19 protein-coding genes and 1 pseudogene are annotated in these 21,188 nt (G+C 62.2%); 13 read left to right on the top strand and 7 right to left on the bottom strand.

The window, feature by feature from the left end:
* Positions 1 to 7: 7 nt before the first annotated feature.
* The 5 genes from murJ to J4G43_RS35320 all read left to right on the top strand — a co-directional run bounded on the left by murJ (position 8) and on the right by J4G43_RS35320 (position 6,901).
* On the top strand, positions 8 to 1,534 hold the full coding sequence (gene murJ, locus J4G43_RS35340; protein WP_208087753.1) for a murein biosynthesis integral membrane protein MurJ: 1,527 nt from the start codon (positions 8 to 10) through the stop codon (positions 1,532 to 1,534).
* A gap of 574 nt (positions 1,535 to 2,108) precedes the next feature.
* Positions 2,109 to 3,026 (top strand): NADP-dependent oxidoreductase, encoded by a 918-nt coding sequence (locus J4G43_RS35335; RefSeq protein ID WP_208087752.1) that lies wholly within the window; start codon positions 2,109 to 2,111, stop codon positions 3,024 to 3,026.
* A gap of 429 nt (positions 3,027 to 3,455) precedes the next feature.
* Positions 3,456 to 3,734 carry a YjiS-like domain-containing protein gene (locus J4G43_RS56105; RefSeq protein ID WP_208087751.1) on the top strand — a complete coding sequence of 93 codons (279 nt, stop codon included), beginning with the start codon at positions 3,456 to 3,458 and terminating at the stop codon, positions 3,732 to 3,734.
* Between the two features lie 279 nt (positions 3,735 to 4,013).
* On the top strand, positions 4,014 to 6,323 hold the full coding sequence (locus tag J4G43_RS35325; RefSeq protein ID WP_208087750.1) for a xanthine dehydrogenase family protein molybdopterin-binding subunit: 2,310 nt from the start codon (positions 4,014 to 4,016) through the stop codon (positions 6,321 to 6,323).
* Positions 6,324 to 6,454: 131 nt separating this feature from the next.
* On the top strand, positions 6,455 to 6,901 hold the full coding sequence (locus J4G43_RS35320; protein ID WP_028153044.1) for a c-type cytochrome: 447 nt from the start codon (positions 6,455 to 6,457) through the stop codon (positions 6,899 to 6,901).
* A gap of 135 nt (positions 6,902 to 7,036) precedes the next feature.
* On the opposite strand, the gene J4G43_RS35315 is transcribed toward J4G43_RS35320, so the two are convergent.
* Positions 7,037 to 7,450 (bottom strand): hypothetical protein, encoded by a 414-nt coding sequence (locus J4G43_RS35315; RefSeq protein WP_208087749.1) that lies wholly within the window; start codon positions 7,448 to 7,450, stop codon positions 7,037 to 7,039.
* Between the two features lie 234 nt (positions 7,451 to 7,684).
* On the opposite strand from J4G43_RS35315, the gene J4G43_RS35310 reads away from it, so the two are divergent.
* The gene (locus J4G43_RS35310; RefSeq protein WP_208087748.1) at positions 7,685 to 8,968 is read left to right on the top strand and encodes a cystathionine gamma-synthase family protein; all 1,284 of its coding nucleotides are present in this window, start codon (positions 7,685 to 7,687) and stop codon (positions 8,966 to 8,968) included.
* Between the two features lie 127 nt (positions 8,969 to 9,095).
* Here the strand turns inward: J4G43_RS35310 and J4G43_RS35305 are convergent, their stop codons facing one another.
* Positions 9,096 to 9,347: a DUF1127 domain-containing protein gene (locus J4G43_RS35305; protein ID WP_085405857.1), complete on the bottom strand. Its 252-nt coding sequence runs from the start codon at positions 9,345 to 9,347 to the stop codon at positions 9,096 to 9,098.
* A 170-nt stretch (positions 9,348 to 9,517) separates the two neighbouring features.
* On the opposite strand from J4G43_RS35305, the gene J4G43_RS35300 reads away from it, so the two are divergent.
* Positions 9,518 to 11,086, top strand: a complete 1,569-nt coding sequence (locus tag J4G43_RS35300) for a winged helix-turn-helix domain-containing tetratricopeptide repeat protein (RefSeq protein ID WP_208087747.1) — start codon at positions 9,518 to 9,520, stop codon at positions 11,084 to 11,086.
* 89 nt (positions 11,087 to 11,175) lie between these two features.
* Here the strand turns inward: J4G43_RS35300 and J4G43_RS35295 are convergent, their stop codons facing one another.
* Complete coding sequence (locus J4G43_RS35295; protein WP_166099426.1) at positions 11,176 to 11,592, bottom strand: CHRD domain-containing protein; 417 nt, start codon at positions 11,590 to 11,592, stop codon at positions 11,176 to 11,178.
* A 154-nt stretch (positions 11,593 to 11,746) separates the two neighbouring features.
* On the opposite strand from J4G43_RS35295, the gene J4G43_RS35290 reads away from it, so the two are divergent.
* Together J4G43_RS35290 and J4G43_RS56100 are read left to right on the top strand one after the other, a co-directional pair.
* A complete protein-coding gene (locus tag J4G43_RS35290; protein WP_208087746.1) occupies positions 11,747 to 12,667 on the top strand; it encodes a c-type cytochrome in 921 nt (306 codons plus the stop codon).
* A gap of 475 nt (positions 12,668 to 13,142) precedes the next feature.
* Positions 13,143 to 13,358 carry a nuclear transport factor 2 family protein gene (locus J4G43_RS56100; RefSeq protein ID WP_408581376.1) on the top strand — a complete coding sequence of 72 codons (216 nt, stop codon included), beginning with the start codon at positions 13,143 to 13,145 and terminating at the stop codon, positions 13,356 to 13,358.
* A 205-nt stretch (positions 13,359 to 13,563) separates the two neighbouring features.
* Here J4G43_RS56100 and J4G43_RS35285 read toward each other — a convergent pair whose 3' ends face one another.
* The 4 genes and pseudogenes from J4G43_RS35285 to J4G43_RS35270 all read right to left on the bottom strand — a co-directional run bounded on the left by J4G43_RS35285 (position 13,564) and on the right by J4G43_RS35270 (position 17,118).
* Complete coding sequence (locus J4G43_RS35285) at positions 13,564 to 15,129, bottom strand: alpha/beta hydrolase (RefSeq protein ID WP_208087745.1); 1,566 nt, start codon at positions 15,127 to 15,129, stop codon at positions 13,564 to 13,566.
* A 148-nt stretch (positions 15,130 to 15,277) separates the two neighbouring features.
* Entirely contained in the window at positions 15,278 to 16,384 is a 1,107-nt protein-coding gene (gene ypfJ, locus J4G43_RS35280) for a KPN_02809 family neutral zinc metallopeptidase (RefSeq protein ID WP_225005298.1), read from the bottom strand.
* A 156-nt stretch (positions 16,385 to 16,540) separates the two neighbouring features.
* Positions 16,541 to 16,750 (bottom strand): annotated as a pseudogene (locus J4G43_RS35275) (transposase domain-containing protein); the annotation flags it as partial.
* Between the two features lie 122 nt (positions 16,751 to 16,872).
* Positions 16,873 to 17,118: an Lrp/AsnC ligand binding domain-containing protein gene (locus J4G43_RS35270; protein ID WP_014493934.1), complete on the bottom strand. Its 246-nt coding sequence runs from the start codon at positions 17,116 to 17,118 to the stop codon at positions 16,873 to 16,875.
* 130 nt (positions 17,119 to 17,248) lie between these two features.
* On the opposite strand from J4G43_RS35270, the gene thiD reads away from it, so the two are divergent.
* The 4 genes from thiD (at position 17,249) to J4G43_RS35250 (ending at position 21,168) form a co-directional block, all read left to right on the top strand.
* The gene (gene thiD, locus J4G43_RS35265) at positions 17,249 to 18,049 is read left to right on the top strand and encodes a bifunctional hydroxymethylpyrimidine kinase/phosphomethylpyrimidine kinase (RefSeq protein WP_208087744.1); all 801 of its coding nucleotides are present in this window, start codon (positions 17,249 to 17,251) and stop codon (positions 18,047 to 18,049) included.
* A 215-nt stretch (positions 18,050 to 18,264) separates the two neighbouring features.
* On the top strand, positions 18,265 to 19,077 hold the full coding sequence (locus J4G43_RS35260; protein ID WP_028153339.1) for a UDP-2,3-diacylglucosamine diphosphatase: 813 nt from the start codon (positions 18,265 to 18,267) through the stop codon (positions 19,075 to 19,077).
* The gene (locus J4G43_RS35255; RefSeq protein ID WP_208087743.1) at positions 19,077 to 20,120 is read left to right on the top strand and encodes a glycosyltransferase family 4 protein; all 1,044 of its coding nucleotides are present in this window, start codon (positions 19,077 to 19,079) and stop codon (positions 20,118 to 20,120) included. Before J4G43_RS35260 ends, J4G43_RS35255 begins: the two co-directional genes overlap by 1 nt.
* A 64-nt stretch (positions 20,121 to 20,184) precedes the next feature.
* A complete protein-coding gene (locus J4G43_RS35250; protein WP_028153337.1) occupies positions 20,185 to 21,168 on the top strand; it encodes a threonine/serine dehydratase family protein in 984 nt (327 codons plus the stop codon).
* Positions 21,169 to 21,188: the final 20 nt, after the last annotated feature.

Raw genomic sequence — 21,188 nt, 5'->3', positions numbered from 1 at the left:
CAGACGCATGCTCGGACGCATCTTCACGGTTGGTGGTTACACGCTGCTCTCGCGGCTGACGGGATTTGCCCGCGACATCATGCTCGCGGCGATCCTGGGCGCCGGCCCCGTGGCCGACGCCTTTTTCGTGGCGCTGCGGCTGCCTAATCATTTCCGCGCGATCTTCGCCGAGGGCGCCTTCAACGCCGCCTGGGTGCCCGCCTATGCGCATGTCCATGGCGAGCGCGGGGAGGGGGCGGCAAAATTGTTCGCCGACCGCATCTTCACGCTGCTGCTGGCATCGCAGGTGGTGCTGCTGATCGTCGCCTGGCTGTTCATGCCGCAGGCCATGAGCATTCTGGCGCCCGGCTTTTCCGAGGACGCCGAGCAGCGCAAGCTCGCGATCGAGCTGACCCGGATCACCTTTCCCTATCTGCTGCTGATCACGCTGGTGACGCTCTATGGCGGCATGCTCAACGTGATGCAGCGCTTTGCCAGTGCCGCGGCGGCATCGATCTTCCTCAACATCTCCATGATGATGACGCTGGCGCTCGCCGCCTGGTTTCCCAGCGCGGGCCACGCCGCCGCCTGGGGCGTCCTGATTTCCGGTTTCCTGCAATATTTCCTGCTCGCGGGCGATCTCGCGCGCCATGGCGGCCTGCCGCGCTTTGCGCCGCTGAAGCTCGACGAAGACGTCCGCAGCTTCTTCAAGGCGCTTGGGCCGGCGACGCTGGGATCGATGGGCACGCAGGTCGCGCTGTTCGCCGACACCATCATCGCGACCTTTCTGCCGGCAGGCGCGCTGTCCGCGCTCTATTATGCCGACCGCCTCAACCAGCTGCCGATCGGTGTGATCGGCATCGCGATCGGCACGGTTCTGCTGCCGGAGATGTCGCGGCGGATCACCGCCAACGATCATGACGGTGCGATGAAGGCGCAGCGCCGCGCCTTCGATTTCACGCTGCTGTTCTCGATCCCATTCGTGGCGGCCTTCATCACTGTGCCCGACGCGATCATGCGTGCGCTGTTCGCCCGTGGCGCGTTCTCGAAGGCCGATGCCGCCGCCGCCGGCGCCACGCTCGCGGCCTATGCCATCGGCCTGATCCCCTTCGTGCTGATCCGCAGCGCAGTCGCGACCTTCTATGCCCGCAAGGACACCGCCACGCCAGTGCGCGCCTCGCTGACCGGCATCGCGGTCAACGTCGCCCTGAAGGTGGCCTTGATGGGATCGCTCGCCCAGATCGGCCTGGCGCTCGCAACCGCCGTCGGTGTCTGGACCAATCTGCTGCTGGTGCTGTTCTTCGCCGTGCGGCGCGGCTTTCTCGTGCTGGACCGCGCCTGGCTGTTGTCGCTCGCCAAATTCCTGCTGACCGGACTGATCCTCGCCGCCACGTTCTGGCTGATCGCGCGCTTCAGCGGTTCTATGCTGGGCTCGATGCACTTCCGCGATGAGCTGATGCTGGTGCTGCTGGCCGTCGGAGGCACCATCGTCTACGCGCTCGCGATCCTCATCCTGTTCGGCCGCAGCTGGTTGGTCTCGCTGGTGCGTGGCTAGGAGTGAGCCAACAGGTTTGTCAGGTCCGCTCTGCCCACGAAAGGCGGACCTGCAGTAGACGTCAGTGCACTTCGGCTAAGGGCCTGGAGTCGACCTTAGCGGGGCATCACGAGGCAGTCTCAGTCGGAGCTCAGAACCGCGCATCGCTCACCTGCGTGAAGCTTTGTGTATGGCGTCGGTGAGTTCATCATCGCTGGACCGATCGCTCCTTGAGGTTGTTCGCCCCGTGAGCTGACTGAATAAGTCCAGTCGGTTGGTGTCGGCAGCGACTTGCCAAGCCCAGTTTTGCGATTCTCGTCGGCTCACAGTCTCAAGGCCGACATCATGGCATCGGTTGGTACAGCCAGAATCGTCAATCTTGGTACTTTTTTATAGCCAGGCGCAACGCATCTACTCGCTACGACCATGGATCGGAGCGAGCCCGATCCATCGGGCATAGCGGGAGTTCCGATCAGTGCAGACAACTCAATCGCCGACACGGAGACAGGAGTTCCACACTGCCTAGCATTTTGTGGAAAGCCGGCGCGTGCGCGCTCCCTCACATTTCCACCGAAGAGACCAAGGAGAAAATCCCATGAAGGCGATCGTTGTAACGGAGCAAGCCGCGGGAACGGCCGGTATGAAGCTGGTGCGCCGGCCCGAGCCGCAGGCAGCGATAAACGATGTCGTCGTCCAGGTTCATGCGTCGAGATTTATCCCGACTGAGCTTGCGTGGCCCTCGAGCTGGGCCGATCGCCTTGATCGCAACCGAACGCCATCGATCCCTGGGCACGAGCTGGCCGGAGTGGTCTCTGCCCTTGGATATGGAACGACGGGGCTGTCGGTGGGACAACGGGTGTTCGGCCTCGCGGACTGGTATCGCGACGGCACGCTGGCCGAGTACGTGGCAATCGAGGCGCGCAACCTTGCGCCGCTGCCGGGCGACGTCGACTTTACCGTGGGCGCGAGCCTGCCGATCTCCGGCCTCACCGCGTGGCAAGGGCTGTTCCAGCACGGTCGCCTTCAGGCGGGGCAGAGCGTGCTGGCACACGGGGCGGCAGGCGCAGTCGGGTCTATGGTGACGCAACTCGCACGAGCGGCCGGAGCTTACGTCATCGGCTCCGGACGTGCCGCCGATCGTCAGACAGTGCTCGACCTCGGCGCGAAGGAGTTCGTCGACCTCGACAACGACGCACTGGAGGACATCGGCGAAGTCGATCTGGTGTTCGATGTCATCGGTGGTGACATCCAGAAGCGGTCCACAGGACTCATTCGAGCCGGGGGAACACTGGTGTCCATCGTCGGTCCGGCGGAGGCGCCGCCTTCCAACGGGCTGGCGATCGACTTCGTCGTCGAGGCTGATCGTGCCCAACTGAGTGAGATCGTCGAGTGGGTGCGGGACGGACGACTGCGGACTAACATCGGCAACGTCTCGACCCTCGACGATGCCGTCGCCGCCTTAAATTCGACCGAGCGACGTAAGGGAAATACGATTATCCGCGTTCGTCCCTAAGCGACGCACGTCCGTTGATGCGCGCAGCCGGCCGGCTCGTCCAGGTCGGCCGGCTGTTGAGAATGTCCCAGGGGGCAATGGCCGCCCTCTCGGAGCGGTCGTAAACGTCCGCTTTGGAATGCCCCTCGCGTAGGGGACATGAACCGTCGCGTCGAATGAGCGAATTCGTCGGAGCGAGGGACTCGCCTCCAAGGTGCAACCGACCTCCGCACATCCCTTGATTTTGCACGATTGCCGTGGTATTGGCGCCGCATGATCAAATCGTCGCGCCATTTCAACCGCAACCACATGACCCGCTTCGGCTGGGCCGTGGAAGGAGTCGCGCGCTAGGAATTCGACGACGACATCTTTTCCACCAGGCCCCGCCGGCATCGGACGGGGCCTTTTGTTTGGCCACGCTCCCTGCCGGCACAACAGCAGGAGCATCCGATGCCACCCCAACAGACGAACAGCGCATCCGAGATTGAGCGCGATGCCGCGAGGCTTCGCCTCGACCTCTCCATCGTCTTGAGACTGATCAAGCGATACTGGCTTGCGTTTCAGGAGCGGCGGCCGCGCCCAGGGCTCGGATTGCAGGACCTGAGTGACAGGGAGCTGATGGATATCGGCTTGACGCGTAGCGAGATCGACTACATCTCGCCTGAACGCGCTATCGATACGCTGAGAGATCGCGCCACGGATCTTTGGAGGCGGGGCGTGAATAGGTGATCAACCGTCGGAAGCGGAGATACGCTTTGCGAACAAGCGGCAGTCAGCGCGACTACTTCTTAGGAGTGCACCGCGGGACGAGTTCGGCAACTATCGTGCCATCAACCGGACCGTTCCTCACAGGGAAATGACCGGGCTGCGGCGTTTTCGTCGCATCCCGCTCTGACAGGCGAGGCGCCGGGCGAGTCTTCGCGGCCTGTGCACGCCTAAAGCCGTTTGCCTTGCCACTTTTTCCACGGCAATATGCCCGCAAAACAACCATGAGGACGGGATAAGAAAATGGCGGCTCCCATCAAGTTCGGCGTTGGCCAAAGCGTGCTGCGCAAGGAGGATGACGCGCTCATCCGCGGCAAGGGCCAATATACCGATGATTATGCGCCGCAGGCCGCGCTTCGCTGCCTGATGCTGCGCTCGCCGCACGCGCATGCCAAGTACACCATCGATGCGAGCCGGGCCCGTACGCTGCCGGGCGTTGCGCTGATCCTGACCGCCGATGATGTGAAGGATCTCGGCAATCTGCCCTGCCTGTTCAATCTCGAGACCGATCCCTTCACCGGCCCGCCTTACCCGATCCTCGCCAAGGACGAGGTGCGCCATGTCGGCGATTCCATCGCCTTCGTGGTCGCCGAGACCATCGACCAGGCGCGCGACGCGATCGAGGCGATCGAGGTCAAATGGAGCCCGCTGCCGGCGGTGACCGGCGTCGTCAACGCGGTCAAGAAGGGCGCGCCGCAGGTCTGGCCGGACAAGGCCGGCAACGTGCTGTTCGACGTCTCGATCGGCGACAAGGCGGCGACCGAGGCTGCCTTTGCGAAGGCGCATGCGGTGGCCGAAATCAACATCGTCAATCCGCGCGTGGTCGCGAGCTTCATGGAGGCGCGCGCGGCCGTCTGCGAATACGACGCCAAGCGCGATCATCTGACGCTGACCGTCGGCAGCCAGGGCAGCCATCGCCTGCGCGATATCCTCTGCCAGAACGTGCTCAACATCCCCACCGAGAAGATGCGGGTGATCTGCCCGGACGTCGGCGGCGGTTTCGGCACCAAGCTGTTTCCGTACCGCGAATACGCCTTGATGGCGGTCGCCGCGCGGCAGCTCAAGAAAGCTGTGAAATGGGCGGCCGACCGCACCGAGCACTTCATGGGCGACGCGCAGGGCCGCGACAACGTCACCACCGCCAAGATGGCGCTGGCCGAGGACGGAAAATTCCTCGCGATGGATTGCGACCTGATGGGCGACATGGGCGCGTATCTGTCGACCTTCGGCCCCTACATTCCGCATGGCGGCGCCGGCATGCTGCCGGGCCTCTACGACATCCAGGCCTTCCACTGCCGGGTGCGCACCATCTTTACCAACAGCGTGCCGGTCGATGCCTATCGCGGCGCGGGGCGGCCCGAGGCGGCTTACGTCATCGAACGCCTCGTGGACGCCTGTGCGCGAAAACTCGACATGACGCCGGACGCCATCCGGCGCAAGAATTTCATTCCGCCGAAGGCGCTGCCGTACAAGACCGCAACGGGCAAGGTCTACGATTCCGGCGACTTCGCCGCGCATCTCAAGCGCGCGATGGAGATCGGCGAGTGGAAGGAGTTTCCCAAGCGCGCCAAGGCGGCCAAGAAGAATGGCCTGATCCGCGGCATGGGCCTTGCGAGCTATGTCGAGATCTGCGGCGTGATGGGCGAGGAGACCGCCAATGTGCGGCTCGATCCCAACGGCGACGTCACCGTCCTGATCGGCACACAGTCGAGCGGGCAGGGCCACCAGACGGCTTATGCGCAGATCGTCGCCGAGCAGTTCGGCCTGCCGCCGGAGCGCGTGCACGTGCGCCAGGGCGACACCGACGAGATCGCCACGGGGCTCGGCACCGGTGGCTCGGCCTCGATCCCGTCAGGCGGCGTCAGCGTCGAGCGCGCCACGCGCGAGCTCGGGCAAAAGCTGAAGGAGATCGCGGCGCAGGCGCTGGAAGCCAGTGCCGGCGACCTCGAGCTCTCCGAAGGCGTCGTGCGGATCGCCGGCACCGACCGTTCGATGTCGTTCGCCGATCTCGCCAAGCGCGGGAGCGCCGATCCATCGAAGCTTAACGGCAGCGCGACCTTTGCCAGCGCCGACGGCACCTATCCGAACGGCACGCATCTGGCGGAAGTCGAGATCGATCCGGCCACCGGCATCATCAAGATCGTCAACTACGTGATCGTCGACGATTTCGGCAAGACGCTCAATCCGCTGCTTTTGGCGGGCCAGGTGCATGGCGGCGCCATGCAGGGCATCGGCCAGGCGCTGATGGAGCAGGTGGTCTACGGCGCCACTGACGGGCAACTGATCACCGCGACCTTCATGGACTACGCGCTGCCGCGCGCGGCGGATGGTCCGGACTTCGTGTTCGAGACCAGCAACGTTCCCTGCACGACCAATCCGCTGGGCGTGAAGGGGGCGGGCGAGGCCGGCGCGATCGGCTCCTGTCCGGCCGTCGTCAACGCCATCGTCGACGGGCTCTGGCGCGAATACAAGATCGACCACATCGACATGCCGGCCACCCCGGAGCGGGTGTGGATCGCGGTCAACGAGCACCACCGCCGTCACAGCCTTTAATCTCGAGCTCGACCAAATAATCCATAGTGCGACGATCTATCGCCGCGCTTTGGATGGAATGAACTCTGCCAATCGGTGTTGGCCCAATGTGGGGTCAGCACGATCCTGTCTCAGGGAAAGGGATTTTGCGAATGAAGCGAGTGTTGGTTGTTGGGGGCGCGCTGCTGCTCGGCATGGGCGCGGTTTGGGCCCAGCAGGACTCCGTCAAGGAGGTCCAGACCCTCATGAAGGGCAACGGCAAGAACGCCGGCGCGGTTGCGGCGATCGTCAAGGGCGAGAAGCCTTACGACCAGGCCACGGTGGATAGCGCGCTGGCGCAGTTCGCGGATACCGCCAAGAAGCTGCCGAACCTGTTCCCGGCGAGCGCAAAGGGCCAGAAGCCCGAGGGCGACTACAGCGCCTCGCCGAAGATCTGGGAGGACAAGGCCGGCTTCGACGCCAAGATCGCAAGCTTCGCCAAGGTCGTCGGCGAGGCCAAGGGCAAGATCAAGGACCTGGATTCGCTCAAGGCGACTTTTCCCGCGGTCGGCAAGGAATGCGGCGGCTGTCACGAGACCTTTCGTGTGAAGAACAGCTGACGCGGAGCCGGCAAAAAGTGAGGGCGGATGCGCACGGCATCCGCCCTTTTTGCGTTGTGCGCGGGCGCCTCGGTTGACTCGTACGCGTTTTCGGTCGGACGCGCATCTGGGCGGATCGAAGGCGAGCGCAATTGCTCAGCCGGCTCCCGAAGCTTTTCGAGCGGCAGGCTTGCGAGTCTCTTTTTCGAGTAACCACCCCAAAGCCTTCGCTGGGTTCAACCAGCGCACCTCATCGATCTGTTCGGCGAGCGTCAGCGCATGAACGGTCAGTACCTCAATGTCCTGAGGATCGACGTCCGCCTTTTCCAGCACGTGTATGCACCGGTTGATCGCCGCCAGATCGAGCTGAAGTTGCTCGACACTTGAGTGGTGATGTTTGGCCCCCACGACTTTCCATGGTCTCCTTGCGCGCACTTTTTTCTCCCCATACGCGGTCACGCCTTCGTGAGTGCTGTTTGTGGCGGTAACACGAAAATGGATGGACGGAATCGGGGATGTTTGCGGGCGGCCCGTCAAAGGTAGGGCAGCAGCGGGGGAGGCTTGGACCATTGCGTTGAGGTGCCTCGGTTACCGAGGCATCGATTCGTCGAACCACACCAAGGGCAAAATTTGTTTGCGAGGCCTGGCTGATCGCTGTCGGGGCGCCACGTATGAGCTTATCTTCAACCGCAGCCGCTGCGACGTTGACGAGAGTTGTCGGATGCAGGCGCATCCGAGTCGTGTGCTTCGATCGCAGAGTTCCAATTCGCGGCGAGAATCTGAATCAAAACAGCGAGGCAGGCCATGGTCAAACCGTTCCCGTCGAAGACGCACATCGGCAACCATATGCTGCATCCTGAAACGCTGATGCTGACCTATGGCTACGATCCGCAATTGTCGGAAGGCGCCATCAAGCCGCCGGTGTTCCTGACCTCCACCTTCGTGTTCAAGACGGCCGACGACGGGCAGGACTTCTTCGATTTCGTCGCCGGCCGGCGCGAGCCGCCGGAAGGGATGGGCGCGGGGCTGGTCTATTCGCGCTTCAATCACCCAAACAGCGAAATCGTCGAGGACAGGCTCGCGATCTACGAGCGCACCGAGAGCTGCGCGCTGTTCTCATCCGGCATGGCGGCGATTGCAACCACGATCCTGGCGTTCGTCCGCCCCGGCGATGTCATCCTGCACTCCCAACCGCTCTATGGCGGGACGGAAACCCTGCTGACGAACACGCTTGCGCGCCTGTCGATCGGCGCCGTCGGCTTCGCCGATGGCGTTGATGAAGCGGCGGTCAGCCAGGCCTCGGAGGAGGCCATGCGCAAGGGCCGGGTCTCGATGATTCTGATCGAAACTCCGGCCAACCCGACCAACGGGCTGGTCGACGTCGCGATGATGCGCCGTGTCGCCGACGCCATCGGCAAGACCCAGGGACACATTCCGATCATCGCCTGCGACAATACGCTGCTCGGACCGGTGTTTCAGCGGCCGATCGAGCATGGTGCGGACATTTCCCTGTACTCGCTCACGAAATATGTCGGCGGTCATTCGGACCTGATCGCGGGTGCCGCGCTCGGCGCGAAGGCGATCGTGAAGGGCATCAAAGCGCTCCGGGGCGCGATCGGCACCCAGCTCGATCCGCATTCCTGCTGGATGATCAACCGCTCGCTCGAGACGCTGAGCCTGCGCATGGAAAAGGCTGACAGCAACGCGCGCCTCGTGGCGGATTATTTGCGCGATCACCCCAAGGTGGCCAAGGTTCACTATCTCGGCCATCTCGAAGAGGCTTCGCCGGCCGGAATGGTGTTCGCGCGGCAATGCCTGGGGGCGGGCTCCACCTTCTCGTTCGACATCGTCGGCGGCAAGGACGCGGCGGTGAAATTCCTCAACGCGCTGCAAATCCTCAAGCTGGCGGTGAGTCTCGGTGGAACGGAGTCGCTTGCGAGCCTGCCCGCAACCATGACTCATTCCGGCGTTCCCGCCGACATCCGCCGGAAAATCGGTGTGCTCGATTCCACGATCCGGCTGTCGATCGGCATCGAAAACCCGACGGACCTGATCGCCGATCTCGCGCAGGCGCTGAACGCGGCTTGAAGGCGTAGCCCCGACATTGCCGAACCCAAGCAAGGTATTGAGGTCGGCCATGCCGCCGCTCGCGCGAGCCAAGGTGCCAAGCCGTTGGTCAGGCTGGTATCTCCTGGCAGGTCGCATGGCTCCCGACTTACGCTCCGCGCGAATGGCTCACGATGTCTCGCGGGTCGATATCGCGGCTGGAGGCAACGTAGTCGATCTCGCCGCGCGTCGTGCCGATGTCCATCAACTCCCGGTCACTCAAGCCGGACAACGTGCCGCGCAATCTCTGGCGATCGCGACGTGCCTGAAAGACATCCCAGTACTTCCGGATCAGGCTGCGGACATGCCGGGACGATATGGACGCCCGTTCCGGCCACATTGTACCTTGGATCAGGGTCATTGCGGTGCCTTCGGAGGGTGTTTTTCACCCCGAGAAGGTGCCCGAAGACCGACGCGCGTGCTTGACCGACAGCTTACATTTTTCCTACCGGCAGCTTATTCTTGCGACGTCCAGCGGGCCCAAAAGCCCACCCCGGTCGCCCCGGAGGGCTCACCCAAGGGATTCGCACCGTGCGCTATCTCTTTGAGGAGTATGCATTCGACGCCGGTCGGCGAGAGCTGCATCGCGGAGCGGATCGGATCTCAGTTACGCCACTGGTGTTCGATCTCCTCGATTACCTGATCCGCAATCGGGAGCGCGTCGTAGGCAAGGATGAACTCATCGATGCCATTTGGCAGGGGTGCTGCGTGTCCGATGCTGCGCTGACGACCCGCCTCAACAGTGCGCGATGCGCGATCGGGGATTCTGGCGAAGAGCAGCGGCTGATAAGAACACTGCCACGCAGAGGCTTCCGCTTCGTGGGTCAGGTCCGGGAAACGCTTGCCGCCGAGGGCGCAGCGGCCGCCGACGGCGGAGCCGAGACGCCGAAACCTGCGCTCTCGCTCCCCGACAAACCCTCGATCGCGGTCCTTCCATTCGCCAACCTGTGCCCGGATCCGGAGCAGGACTATTTTGCCGACGGTATGGTCGAGGACATCATTTCGGGACTGTCGCGTTCGAAGTCTCTTTTCGTGATCGCGCGACATTCGACTCTGGCCTACAAGGGCAGGGCGATCGACGTCAAACAGATCGGTCAGGAGCTGGGCGTTCGCTACGTGCTCGAAGGCAGTGTGCGCAAGGCCGGCAATCGAGTCCGAATCGCCGGTCAGTTGATCGACGCGACGACCGGCCTGAATCTCTGGACGGACCGGTTTGACAGTGAGATCGAAGATCTTTTCGACCTGCAGGATCGGCTGACGAGCAGCGTCATCGGCGCAATCTCCCCGCGACTGGAGCGCGCCGAAATCGAGCGCGCCCAACGCCAGCCGACCGACAACCTTCAGGCTTACGACTATTATCTTCGGGCATTTGCCTCCTTCTTCAAATTCACCGAGGAAGCAAGCATCGAGGCTATAGAGCTCGCAAAAACTGCCCGCGAGATCGATCCCGAATTCGCGCGTGCATACGCGCTCGGCGCCCGTTGCTATGTCCTGAGGAATGTTTTCGACTGGATCACTGATGAAGCCCATGAACACAGCGAAGCCGCGCGGCTGGCGAGGCGGGCGGTCGAGCTTGACCCGAATGATCCGTCGGTGCTCGCGATGGCCGGACACGCGCTCTCCCAGGTGGCAGGCGAGGTCGAGGAAGGCGATGCTCTTCTCGTGCGCGCGATAAAGCTGGACCCAAACCTCGTCATCGCACGACATTGGAACGGTTGGAGCGAACTCTGGCTTGGTCGTGGTGACGCCGCAATCGAGCAATTCAACACCGCATTGCGTTTGAACCCGCTTCATCCGCATGGGGGCGCCAACGCCCAGACGGGCTTGGCTTATGCTCATTTTCTTGCAGACCGTCATGATGACGCCTTGGCTTGCGCGGCAGCCGCCATCAGGCTGATACCGATCTTTCCGCCTGCGCAATTCATTCTGGCGGCATGCCATGCGGCGTCAGACCGGATTGGGGAAGCCCGGCGGATTTGCGACCGTGCGATGCAACTATGTCCCAATAAGCGTATCGATGCGTACACACGGCGATACCGCCGACGGGAAGATGTCGAAAAGCTGACGCAAGCGCTCCGGGTTGCCGGCATGCCGGAATGAGCGTGCGCGGCCACCTCGCGGCGTGCGGAATCGAAAAGGCCGGACGCTCCCTCCGGCGCCCGGCCTTCGCGTACGAAGCAGCCTTGAGGTTACTTCGTCACCTGGCCGCGGATCTCGCCGCCCGGATTGGCCGCGGTGTGGATGTTGACGTAGAGCTTGCCGGCGAGCAGATCAGCGGCCTGCGCATCGGTCAGCGTCGCCGAGCCCTCGACCGGGCTGGAGGTTGCATTCGGGATCGCGACCGCGACGCCGGCGTTCTTGCCAGCCTCGGCCGGCCCGTGGAAGTGGGCGGCGGTGGCGGGGCCGGACAGGCCGGAATAGGTGACCTTCCAGGACAGCTTCTTGCTGGCGGCATCATAGTCCAGATCGGCGGTTCCGGCGCCGCTGGTGGTGGTTGCTGGCACCTCGGATTTGCCGTCGAGCGTTGCTTTCAGCTTTTCGGCGCCGGCGGGGGCTGCAAAAGCTGCGGCGCCCAGCGCGACCATGGCGATGACGGTCTTGTTCATGACATTCTCCCTGAGGCCTCGTTGGCCCTGCCAACCTTTCAACATTGGCCGTTTCAGTTTATTCCCGAATCCGGCCGGGGCGGGCTAAATTCTTCGTGGCTGGAGCCGCGTGGACATCGGTCATAAGTTCGCGGCAAGCAATGAATGGATCTGCATGTTGCAACGAACAATTGTCGTGGCGCTGCTTGCCGCGGTCGCTGCTGCGGGCGTCTATTGGTGGCTCAGCGCGCCGGTGGTGGCGGCCGGTGCCGCCGCGCCTGCCCATGTCCCCAATCTCGCCAATGGCGAGGTGATGTTCAACGCCGGTGGATGCGCGTCCTGCCATGCCGTCCCCGACCAGCCCGATCGCACCAGGCTCGGCGGCGGCGTCGCGATCAAGTCGCCGTTCGGAACGTTCTACGCGCCGAACATCTCCTCCGATCCGACCTACGGCATCGGCAAATGGACCGACGCCGATTTCGTCAACGCGGTCATGCACGGGGTCTCGCCGGATGGACAGCATTATTTCCCGGCCTTTCCCTACACGTCCTATCAGCACGCCAGGCGCGAGGACGTGCTCGACCTCTTCGCCTATCTGAAAACGCTGCCGCCCGTTGCAGGCAAGGTGCGTGACCACGACGTGCGCTTTCCGTTCGACATCCGGCGCAACATCGGCATCTGGAAATTCCTGTTTATGGACGGAAAACCTTTCGTCGCCGACGGCACGAAGTCGCCGCAATGGAATCGCGGCGCCTATCTCGTCAACAGTTTCGGCCATTGCGCCGAATGCCACAGCCCGCGCAACGCGCTTGGCGGCATCATCTCCGGAGAACGCTTTGCCGGCGGACCCAATCCGGAGGGCGAGGGCTGGGTGCCCAACATCACACAGAAGCGTCTCGGCGAGTGGAGCGCGAAGGATATTGCCTATTTCCTCAAGACCGGCGAATTGCCCGATGGCGACAGCGTCGGCGGCGCGATGACGCGCGTGATCAAGAACACCTCGCAATTGCCGGACGAGGATCTCGCGGCGATGGCGGATTACATCAAATCGCTGCCGCCGGTGGACGGGCCGCCGCGGCCGAAACAAGCCAGCTAGGGGGTGTATTCCTAAGGCGATAAATATCGCCCCATTTGGCCGCAACCGCCGAGTGCCGTAGTCATGTCCGCTATTGGAGAACAGGCTGACCAGCTTCAAACGCTAACGCACTTCCGAATCTGACGACCCAAAGCTGTCGTCGGACAGGGCAACGGTTTACGACCGCTACTGACCTTCCATACCTGTGGTGCAAGGCGAACGTTGTTCAAGTATGTTACAAAACTCGATGAAACCTGGAGGCTATGATGAAATTTCTGGCGCTGGCGTTTTGTTTCTTGTTTGGCGCTTCTGGAACGGTTGCGTTTGCGGGGCCTGCAGAAGAGGCCAACGCTGTGATCGATCAATGGTCAGCGACGTATAGTGCAAACGACCGCGACGCGCTCGTAGGTCTATACGCCCCCGACGCGGTTTTGCTTGGAACGACAAGCCCGGCAATTTCCGAAGGAAAGAGGGAATACGGAAATATTTTCAGGAATTGCCGGGAAGCGGTCGCAAGAACTCGATTGTCGAGATACGAACGCTCGTCCTCAGCGAGACATCCGTCTTGGGAATCGGATTTTACAATTTTGCTCGAGCTGCAGAGAACGATACACCCCGGCCATCACGCTTTACTTTCGTGCTTGTGAAGCGCGACGGTCGATGGATGATCGCGCACCACCATTCGTCACCGCTGTCGGCCGCGCGTCAGTAGCTGTCGGAATTTTGGGAGACATCCTGCAACGATAGCAAGCGAGTGCTCATGGCCGCTAACGGGCTCGGCCGCGGTTCGGACCGATGTCAGCTAAATGGCCCCAACTCGGACCATAAGTGAATCCGCCTTTGCGCCGCTGCCGAGCCATAGTGGACATCGAAGGGGACTGATCTACGCGTCGCGATTTATGAAAACGCGCCCTAGTCTAGGGTATGTAGCGGAAGTACGCGGCTTTTTGGGGAGGCTCAGGGAAGCCCCGGATTTCAACTAGCCGTGGTGGAGGCTTGCCTTCCATAAGTAGTATCGCAAGATCGTTAAGCACATTTCGTGTTGTGGCGAACGTGTTATGATTTAGTCCGAACAGTTCATCTCCAATTAGACTGACATCAATCGTCCAAAGTCCAGGCAAAACAACTGGCCCGGCATCAGGTACATCTCCTGCGCGCGGGATACCTCCGGCAATACGCTTCGATAGCTGCAAGGCCTTGTCGTTCTTGGATGCGTAAAGTGTAAGCCCCTTAGTGACCTTTGCAACGCCGGAAATGTCTTGAACAAACATGTCTCGGTCGACATCGGGGGCGACCATGATCAACTGCGCGATAGCCGTGGGTGATCGTGTCGCGGCGCTATTTGATAGGGCCTCAACTGCGATCAAGTTCCCCATACTGTGAGCTATCACATCGATGTTGTCATATCCGGCTTTGTAAAGATCGTCGATCACGCGAAGAAAGGCCGTGCGCGAAGCCAACGCGCTTTCTTTGTCATAGAGATAGTCCGCGATATCCCCGCGAGACGGCCATGAGAATAAGATTGTGGTGCCTCTGAACTGAAGATCCCAAGTTATCTGCGCTGCCCGGAAGACGGCGTCGCGGAATTTGGTATTGAAACCATGGACAAACACGAGAGCCTTTTTCTTCTTCGTTGACGCTAGCGTTTTTATCCATTTCGCTTCGTCTGTTTTCTCGATGCTGCGAATAGTAAAATGCTTCGTCGGGTCAAGTGTGTCTCTTCTCAACCTAAATCCGAAGAGCTTAAGGCTCGAGGGCAATTCTATGTTTCCGATGTGGTGTCCTTCAGGCACCCGGACGCGAACGATCCCGACACTCAGATCAGGGTTGCGCTCGCCTGTGTAGCCGCTGACAGCAGTCCAGCCGTTTAAGCTGTAGACAGGAGGTCGATCGCTTGTGAGTGCGGGCTGGGGATGGCCTTCGACATCGGGGGGAGTGTCCGACTGTTTGCGGTTCGTTGCATAGAAAAACTCAACGATACGTGTGTCGATTCTGGAGTCTTGAATCGCGCCGCCTTGGATATCCGGGTCTATTTTGGTGCCGCCGGGTTTAATCGTTGGCCTGATCGGGGCTGCTGTCACATCAAAAGGCGCGCGCCATGGCTCATCATCTGCCAGCGTGACGGGCCTAAACCTCTCGATAGAAATCCATTGAACTGAGTTGGAATCAGTGAGGAACTTCCAGTAACTCTCGTACTGTGTGTTCTGAATCAAAAAAGTCACGCTATTTGGCTCGCGCTCGCGCTCCGATGCCGATAGGCAGCCTCGTAGCCGGTCCGAAAAGCGAGCGTATCTCCCAACGAAATTTTTGGCAGCTTCCGGCTGAACAATTGCCGGCATTCGCTCTGGGGCCTTCCGCGAAAACGCTTCGCAGATCTGAAGGACGTCTCGCTCGGCGACGATCGGTTGCGCGTAGCTGCTCCCGAAGCTCGTTGCGAAGGCAATTGACCAAACAGCCAAGTATTTTAACCAATGCTGGGGCACGGCACTCCCCTCAAAATGAAAATGCAAGAGACCGGGCAGGCGTTCGTCGCGGAGTTTCTCTTCGTCCAGTGGGGCTCCCCGGCGGCCCCGCTCGGTAGTATGCAGTCGTCGTCGGACTTCGGCTGTTGAGAGTTGGGAAGGTCGGGCCTCATTGCCGCGCTCCAGCAAAGGTGTTGCAGCTCTTCACCAATCCAGTTGCGTAACCGACATCGAACCAATGATGGCGCTGCGCAGCGCTGCCATGAGTGAACGAGTCAGGCACTACGTACCCCAAGGCACTTTTCTGCAGGGTGTCATTGCCTAGTGCTTCTGTCGTTCGAATTGCCGCTGCTATGTCGCTCGCGTTGATCTTCGCTTTCTCTTTAATTTTACGCGCCCAAATGCCGGCGAGACAATCGGCCTGCAACTCGAGAAGAACTTGTAACTGGTTTCTCTCCGCCTCCGTTTCCATGCTCTCCTGAAGCTCGCGGACTTTTGGCATAATTCCCAGCAAGTTCTGAACGTGGTGTCCGATTTCGTGGGCTATCACATAGGCCTGAGGAAGTTGACAGTCGGCGCCGCTCGAATCGCAGGCGTGAAGTTCAGTCTGCATCTCTTGGAAGAACGAAAGGTCGAGGTAGACTTTCTGATCATCAGGACAATAAAATGGTCCCATGATTTTCTCGGCTAATCCGCAGGCTGCGTAGGTGGCGCTTGTGTACAGGACGAGACGGGGTGGCCGATAAGTTAGGCGATCGGATGCGAAGATTGCCTGCCAGACCTCCTCCGTGCTGCCCAGAACTCGCGAAACGAAGAGATATATTTTGTCGCGCGGCGCACCGGTCTGGTCGCCCGACCTCGCTGGAAGCTCAGCATAAAGCCACTCGGCTTGCGCGTCATCGCCACTCGTTGTTGCCGTGAATCCTTCACCGAATAGGCGAGCCCGCATGAAGCGGCCAACCTCGATCTGTTCAGTTTGAGCCGCGCCATGACGTTGGAGCGGCTGGACGGTTATTGGCTCGTGATAGCCGACCGTCATTTCCGTCGGAGGATTAAAGACAACTGAACCCGGACCAATCTTGTCGACTTGGTTACGGAGGATGGCAGCGGGGTCTATCGGTGCTGGGCGAACTGCCCAGGCTAAGCCGCCTGTGCAAAGCACCCAGGCAGCAACTGCTATCGAAACAAGCGGTCCTTTGGGCATTGCCGGCCCCCGGCGCTCACGATCCGTGCGAAAAGAGCATTCCAGGGTTGTATGTTCAATGAAATATTTCACACTTTGCGCGCGGCATAGGTGCACGCGATCGGGCCGCCGAATTGTTCCTCCGCGGACCTAAGCGCGTGGGCTACGATGCAAAGGCCCCAACCGCTTGGAGACTATCCGTTTTTTGACCGGACATTGGCGCGACGGCCTGTTCGCGAAGCGTCGTTCTCAGGCCGCGGCTTTGAGGGATTGCTCGCGATAGGCCCAGGGCAGTAGCTGGTCGATGCCGCGACTTGGATGTTCGTTGACGATTCTCGTCAGGACTTCGTTGAGATAGGCAAGCGGGTCGATGCCGCGGATTAGTCGTTCGACCGTATTGTTGTGGAGTTCGACGCGGCCGTCATCGATGAAGCGCGTCGAGCCTTGCCGGCGCAAGAGGGTGTCGAGCGCTGGATGATGTGCGCGATGGTTAAAATCCGAAGAACTCACTTTGAGCACAATTGGTCCGCTGCGCTGTCTCGGAAGCGTACTTCCCATCCGGCCCTCTGTGAGTGCACACCCTAGCTCGCGCCAAACGCCTTGAAAGTGATGATGGTCAGGGTGTCCTGGATGCCCGGCAGCACCTGCACCTTCTCGTTGATGAAGTGGCCGATGTCGGTGTCCTTATCGACGTAGAACTTCACCAGCAAATCGTAATGGCCGGCCGTGGAGTAGATCTCGGAGGCGATCTCGGCTTCGGCAAGCGCGTTGGCGACCGTGTAGGACTGGCCGAGCTTGCATTTGATCTGGACGAAAAAAGGAACCATTGCAGTCACTCCGAAGGCATATCTGGCGGCTAATAGGCCAAAACCGGCCGGATTTAGCAAGCGAACTTGCGGGCCACCGGGCATGCGCGCTAGGACGGGCGATGGCCTCAAGAACGCGGAAAATCGCCCCATGACGACGCCCGTGGCGCTCACCATCGCCGGCTCCGATTCGAGCGGTGGCGCCGGCATCCAGGCTGACCTGAAGACCTTTGCCGCGCTCGGCGTCTATGGCGCCTCCGCCATCACGGCGCTGACGGCGCAGAACACAAAAGGCGTCACCGGCATCCACGCGGTGCCCGCCGAATTCGTCACCGCGCAGATCGATGCCGTGTTTTCCGATCTCGAGGTCGGCGCGGTGAAGATCGGCATGGTGGCGCAGGCCGCCAGCATCGATGCGATCGCGGGCGCGCTGTCGCGCTGGAAGCCAGGGCATATCGTGCTCGATCCCGTGATGGTCGCAACCTCCGGCGATCGCCTGCTCGCCGCGGAGGCGGTGGAAGCCCTGCGCAAGAAGCTGATGCCGCTGGCGTCGGTGATCACGCCTAATCTGCCCGAGGCCGCGGCTCTGCTCGACGAGCCCGTCGCGACACGCGAGGCCGAGATCGAGAGCCAGGGGCGCCGGCTGCTGGCGCTGGGCTGCCGCGCGGTCCTGATCAAGGGCGGGCACGGCGAGGGCGCCGAAAGCATCGACTATCTCGTCGAGGCCGAGAACACGATCGCGCTTGCGGCGCCGCGCGTCGCCACCCGCAACACCCACGGCACGGGGTGCTCGCTGTCCTCGGCCGTCGCGGCGGGGCTTGCCAGGGGCGAGGATCTCGAGCGCGCCGTGCGGAACGCCAAGGCCTGGATCAGCGCAGCGATCGCGGCCGCCGACCGCTTCAGCGTCGGTCACGGCCACGGGCCGGTCCATCATTTCCACAAATTTTACTGATCCGGGCCGCCAGCGGCGCGCGGGACCGCTGCCGTTAACCTGATCAGCCATCGGTTCCGGGGTCTTGCGGAGGCCGTTGCGGCGTCATGTCGCCTGATTGTCGCATGCGACTGATATTCGCGGGACGGGCGAGGCGAGGTTTGATTCGTATCCGAGGGTGCCTCAAAGGTTCATTGGTCATCCCCCTGTCACGGGATATTGTTACAGGCTGTCGCATGGGAAGTTACGATGTGAGTGACGAGAGCCCTGAAAGGCGCTTTCGCACGTTGTTCATCTCCGACGTTCATCTCGGAGCCCGCGGTTCTCAAGCCGACCTGCTGCTCGACTTCCTGCGATACCACGATGCCGACACGATCTATCTCGTCGGAGACATCGTCGACGGCTGGGCGCTGAAATCGAGCTGGCACTGGCCGCAATCGCATAACGACCTGGTCCAGAAGCTGCTGCGCAAGGCGCGCAAGGGCGCCAAGGTCATCTACATTCCCGGCAATCACGACGAGTTCCTGCGCAACTATTACGGCACGCATTTCGGCGGCATCGACGTGGTCGAGAACACCGTCCACACCGGCGTGGACGGCAAGCGCTATCTCGTCATCCACGGCGACATCTTCGACCTCGTGGTGCAGAACGCGCGCTGGCTCGCCCATCTCGGCGACAAGGCCTATGACTTCGCGATCCAGATGAATCGCTTCGTCAACTTCTTCCGGCGCATGTTCAAGGTGCCGTATTGGTCGCTGTCGCAATGGGCCAAGCAGAAGGTCAAGAACGCCGTCAACTATATCGGCGCGTTCGAGCAGGCGCTCGCCGCCGAGGCGCGGCGTCACGACGCCGACGGCGTGATCTGCGGCCACATCCACTATGCCGTGATCCGCGACGAGGGCGGCATCCGCTACATGAATTGCGGCGACTGGGTCGAGAGCTGCACGGCGCTGGTCGAGCATGACGATGGTCATTTCGAGATCATCACCTGGGCGGATCAGGCGCGGAAGCCGGCACAGGTCCCGCAGGTCGCAGCAAGGGCCGCTTGATGCGCATCCTGGTCGCGACCGACGCCTGGCACCCGCAAGTCAATGGTGTGGTTCGGACGCTGACCAAGCTCGCAGACGCCGCCGAGGGGCTCGGCGTCGAGTTCACGTTCCTGACGCCGCAATCGTTCCGCACCTTTGCGATGCCGAGCTACCGCGATGTGCGGCTCGCCATGCCGCGCCCGGCGCGGATCGCGAAGCTGATCGAAGAGGCGCGCCCCGACAGCATCCACATCGCGACGGAGGGGCCGATCGGACTGATGGTCCGCCGCTATTGCCGCCAGCGCAAGCTGCCGTTCACGAGCAGCTTCCACACCCGCTTTCCCGAATATGTCCGCGCCCGCGTGCCGGTTCCGGAATCCCTGATCTGGCGGGCGCTGCGCCGATTTCACGCGCCCAGCCGCGCCGTGATGGCGGCAACGCCGGCGCTCGCCCGCGAGCTTGGCGAACGCGGCTTCGACAACGTCGTGCTGTGGCCGCGCGGCGTCGACACCAGCCTGTTCCACCCCCGTGGGATCGACCTCTGCCTGCCGGCGCCGGTGTTTCTCTCGGTCGGCCGGATCGCGGTGGAGAAGAACCTCGAGGCGTTTCTCGATCTCGATCTGCCCGGCACCAAGGTGATCGTCGGCGACGGCCCGGCGCGGGTCGCGCTGGAAGAAGCCTATCCGGATGCGATCTTCCTGGGCGAGAAGCACGGCGAGGCGCTGGCGGCAATCTATGCTGCTGCCGACGTGTTCGTGTTCCCCAGCAAGACCGACACGTTCGGCCTGGTCCTGCTGGAAGCGCTAGCCAGCGGCCTGCCGGTTGCGGCCTTCCCGGTGAAGGGCCCCCGCGACGTGATCGGCGATGCACCGGTCGGCGCCCTCGATCACGATCTGCGCAACGCCTGCTTCGCGGCGCTCGACGTGTCCCGGCAGGACTGCGTCGAATTCGCCGCCAATTACACCTGGGAGGCCTCGGCGAGGGCATTTGTGGACAGCATCAAGGCGGTTGGCGCGGTGCTTCCAGGCAGGAATGGGGCGGAGCAGGTTAGTTTCGTAGCCTGAAAACCAAGGTTCATCGCGCGCAGGTGTCTTGCCCCGCGCCTCGTCCGGCGCGATAACGTTAGGCATGACCGAACAGCTCCTCCCGATCGGCCCTGCCGATATCGATGCAGCAGCACGCGTGATCGCGCCCTTCGCCATCCGCACCCCGCTGTTGTCCTTTCCCGTGCTCAACGAGCGCGTCGGCGCAAAGGTCTTCCTGAAGCCGGAGATGCTCCAGCGCACCGGCTCCTTCAAGTTCCGCGGCGCTTTCAACAAGGTCGCCTCGATCCCGCAGGACAAGCGCGCCGGCGGTGTCGTCGCGTTCTCGTCCGGCAACCACGCCCAGGGCGTGGCGGCGGCTGCCAAGATCCTCGACATGCACGCGACCATCGTGATGCCCGCGGATGCGCCGCTGTCGAAGCGCGAGCGCACCAAATCCTACGGCGCCGAGGTCGTGCTGTACGATCGCGACCGCGACGACCGCGAGGCGATCTCGCGCGGCATCGCCGAGAAGCGCGGCGCGACGCTGGTCAGGCCCTATGACGATCCGTTCGTGATCGCGGGGCAGGGCACCGCAGGTCGTGAGATCGCGGAGGACATGGCTGCGCTCGGCCTCAGCCCCGACATCGTGGTGGCGCCGGCCTCCGGCGGCGGCCTGATCGCGGGTGTCGCCACGGCAGTGAAGGCGCGCTATCCGCTCGCCGAGATCGTGGTGGCCGAGCCCGAGGCGTTCGACGATCACGGCATTTCGCTGACCGCCGGCCACCGCGAGCCGCATGGGCCTGCGGGCCGCACCATCTGCGATGCGCTGATGGCCCTGATCCCCGGCGAGATGACCTTTGCGATCAACAGCAAGCTCTTGGCGCGCGGCGTGACGGCATCCGACAAGGAAGTCGGTGCGGCCGTGGCCTTTGCCTATCGCGAGCTGAAGCTCGTGGTCGAGCCGGGCGGTGCTGTCGGTCTTGCCGCACTGCTGGCAGGACGTCTCGACGTCGCCGGGAAGAACGTCGTCATCGTCCTCTCCGGCGGCAATGTCGATGCGGATCTGTTTGCCGAGCTGGTTGCTTAGGTTTCGGACCTTCTAACATG

Source organism: Bradyrhizobium barranii subsp. barranii (assembly GCF_017565645.3).
In the GTDB taxonomy this organism is placed as follows: Bacteria; Pseudomonadota; Alphaproteobacteria; order Rhizobiales; family Xanthobacteraceae; genus Bradyrhizobium; species Bradyrhizobium barranii.
The sequence above is the reverse complement of the archived record's forward strand: the minus strand, read 5'-3'. Positions and strand labels throughout refer to the sequence as shown.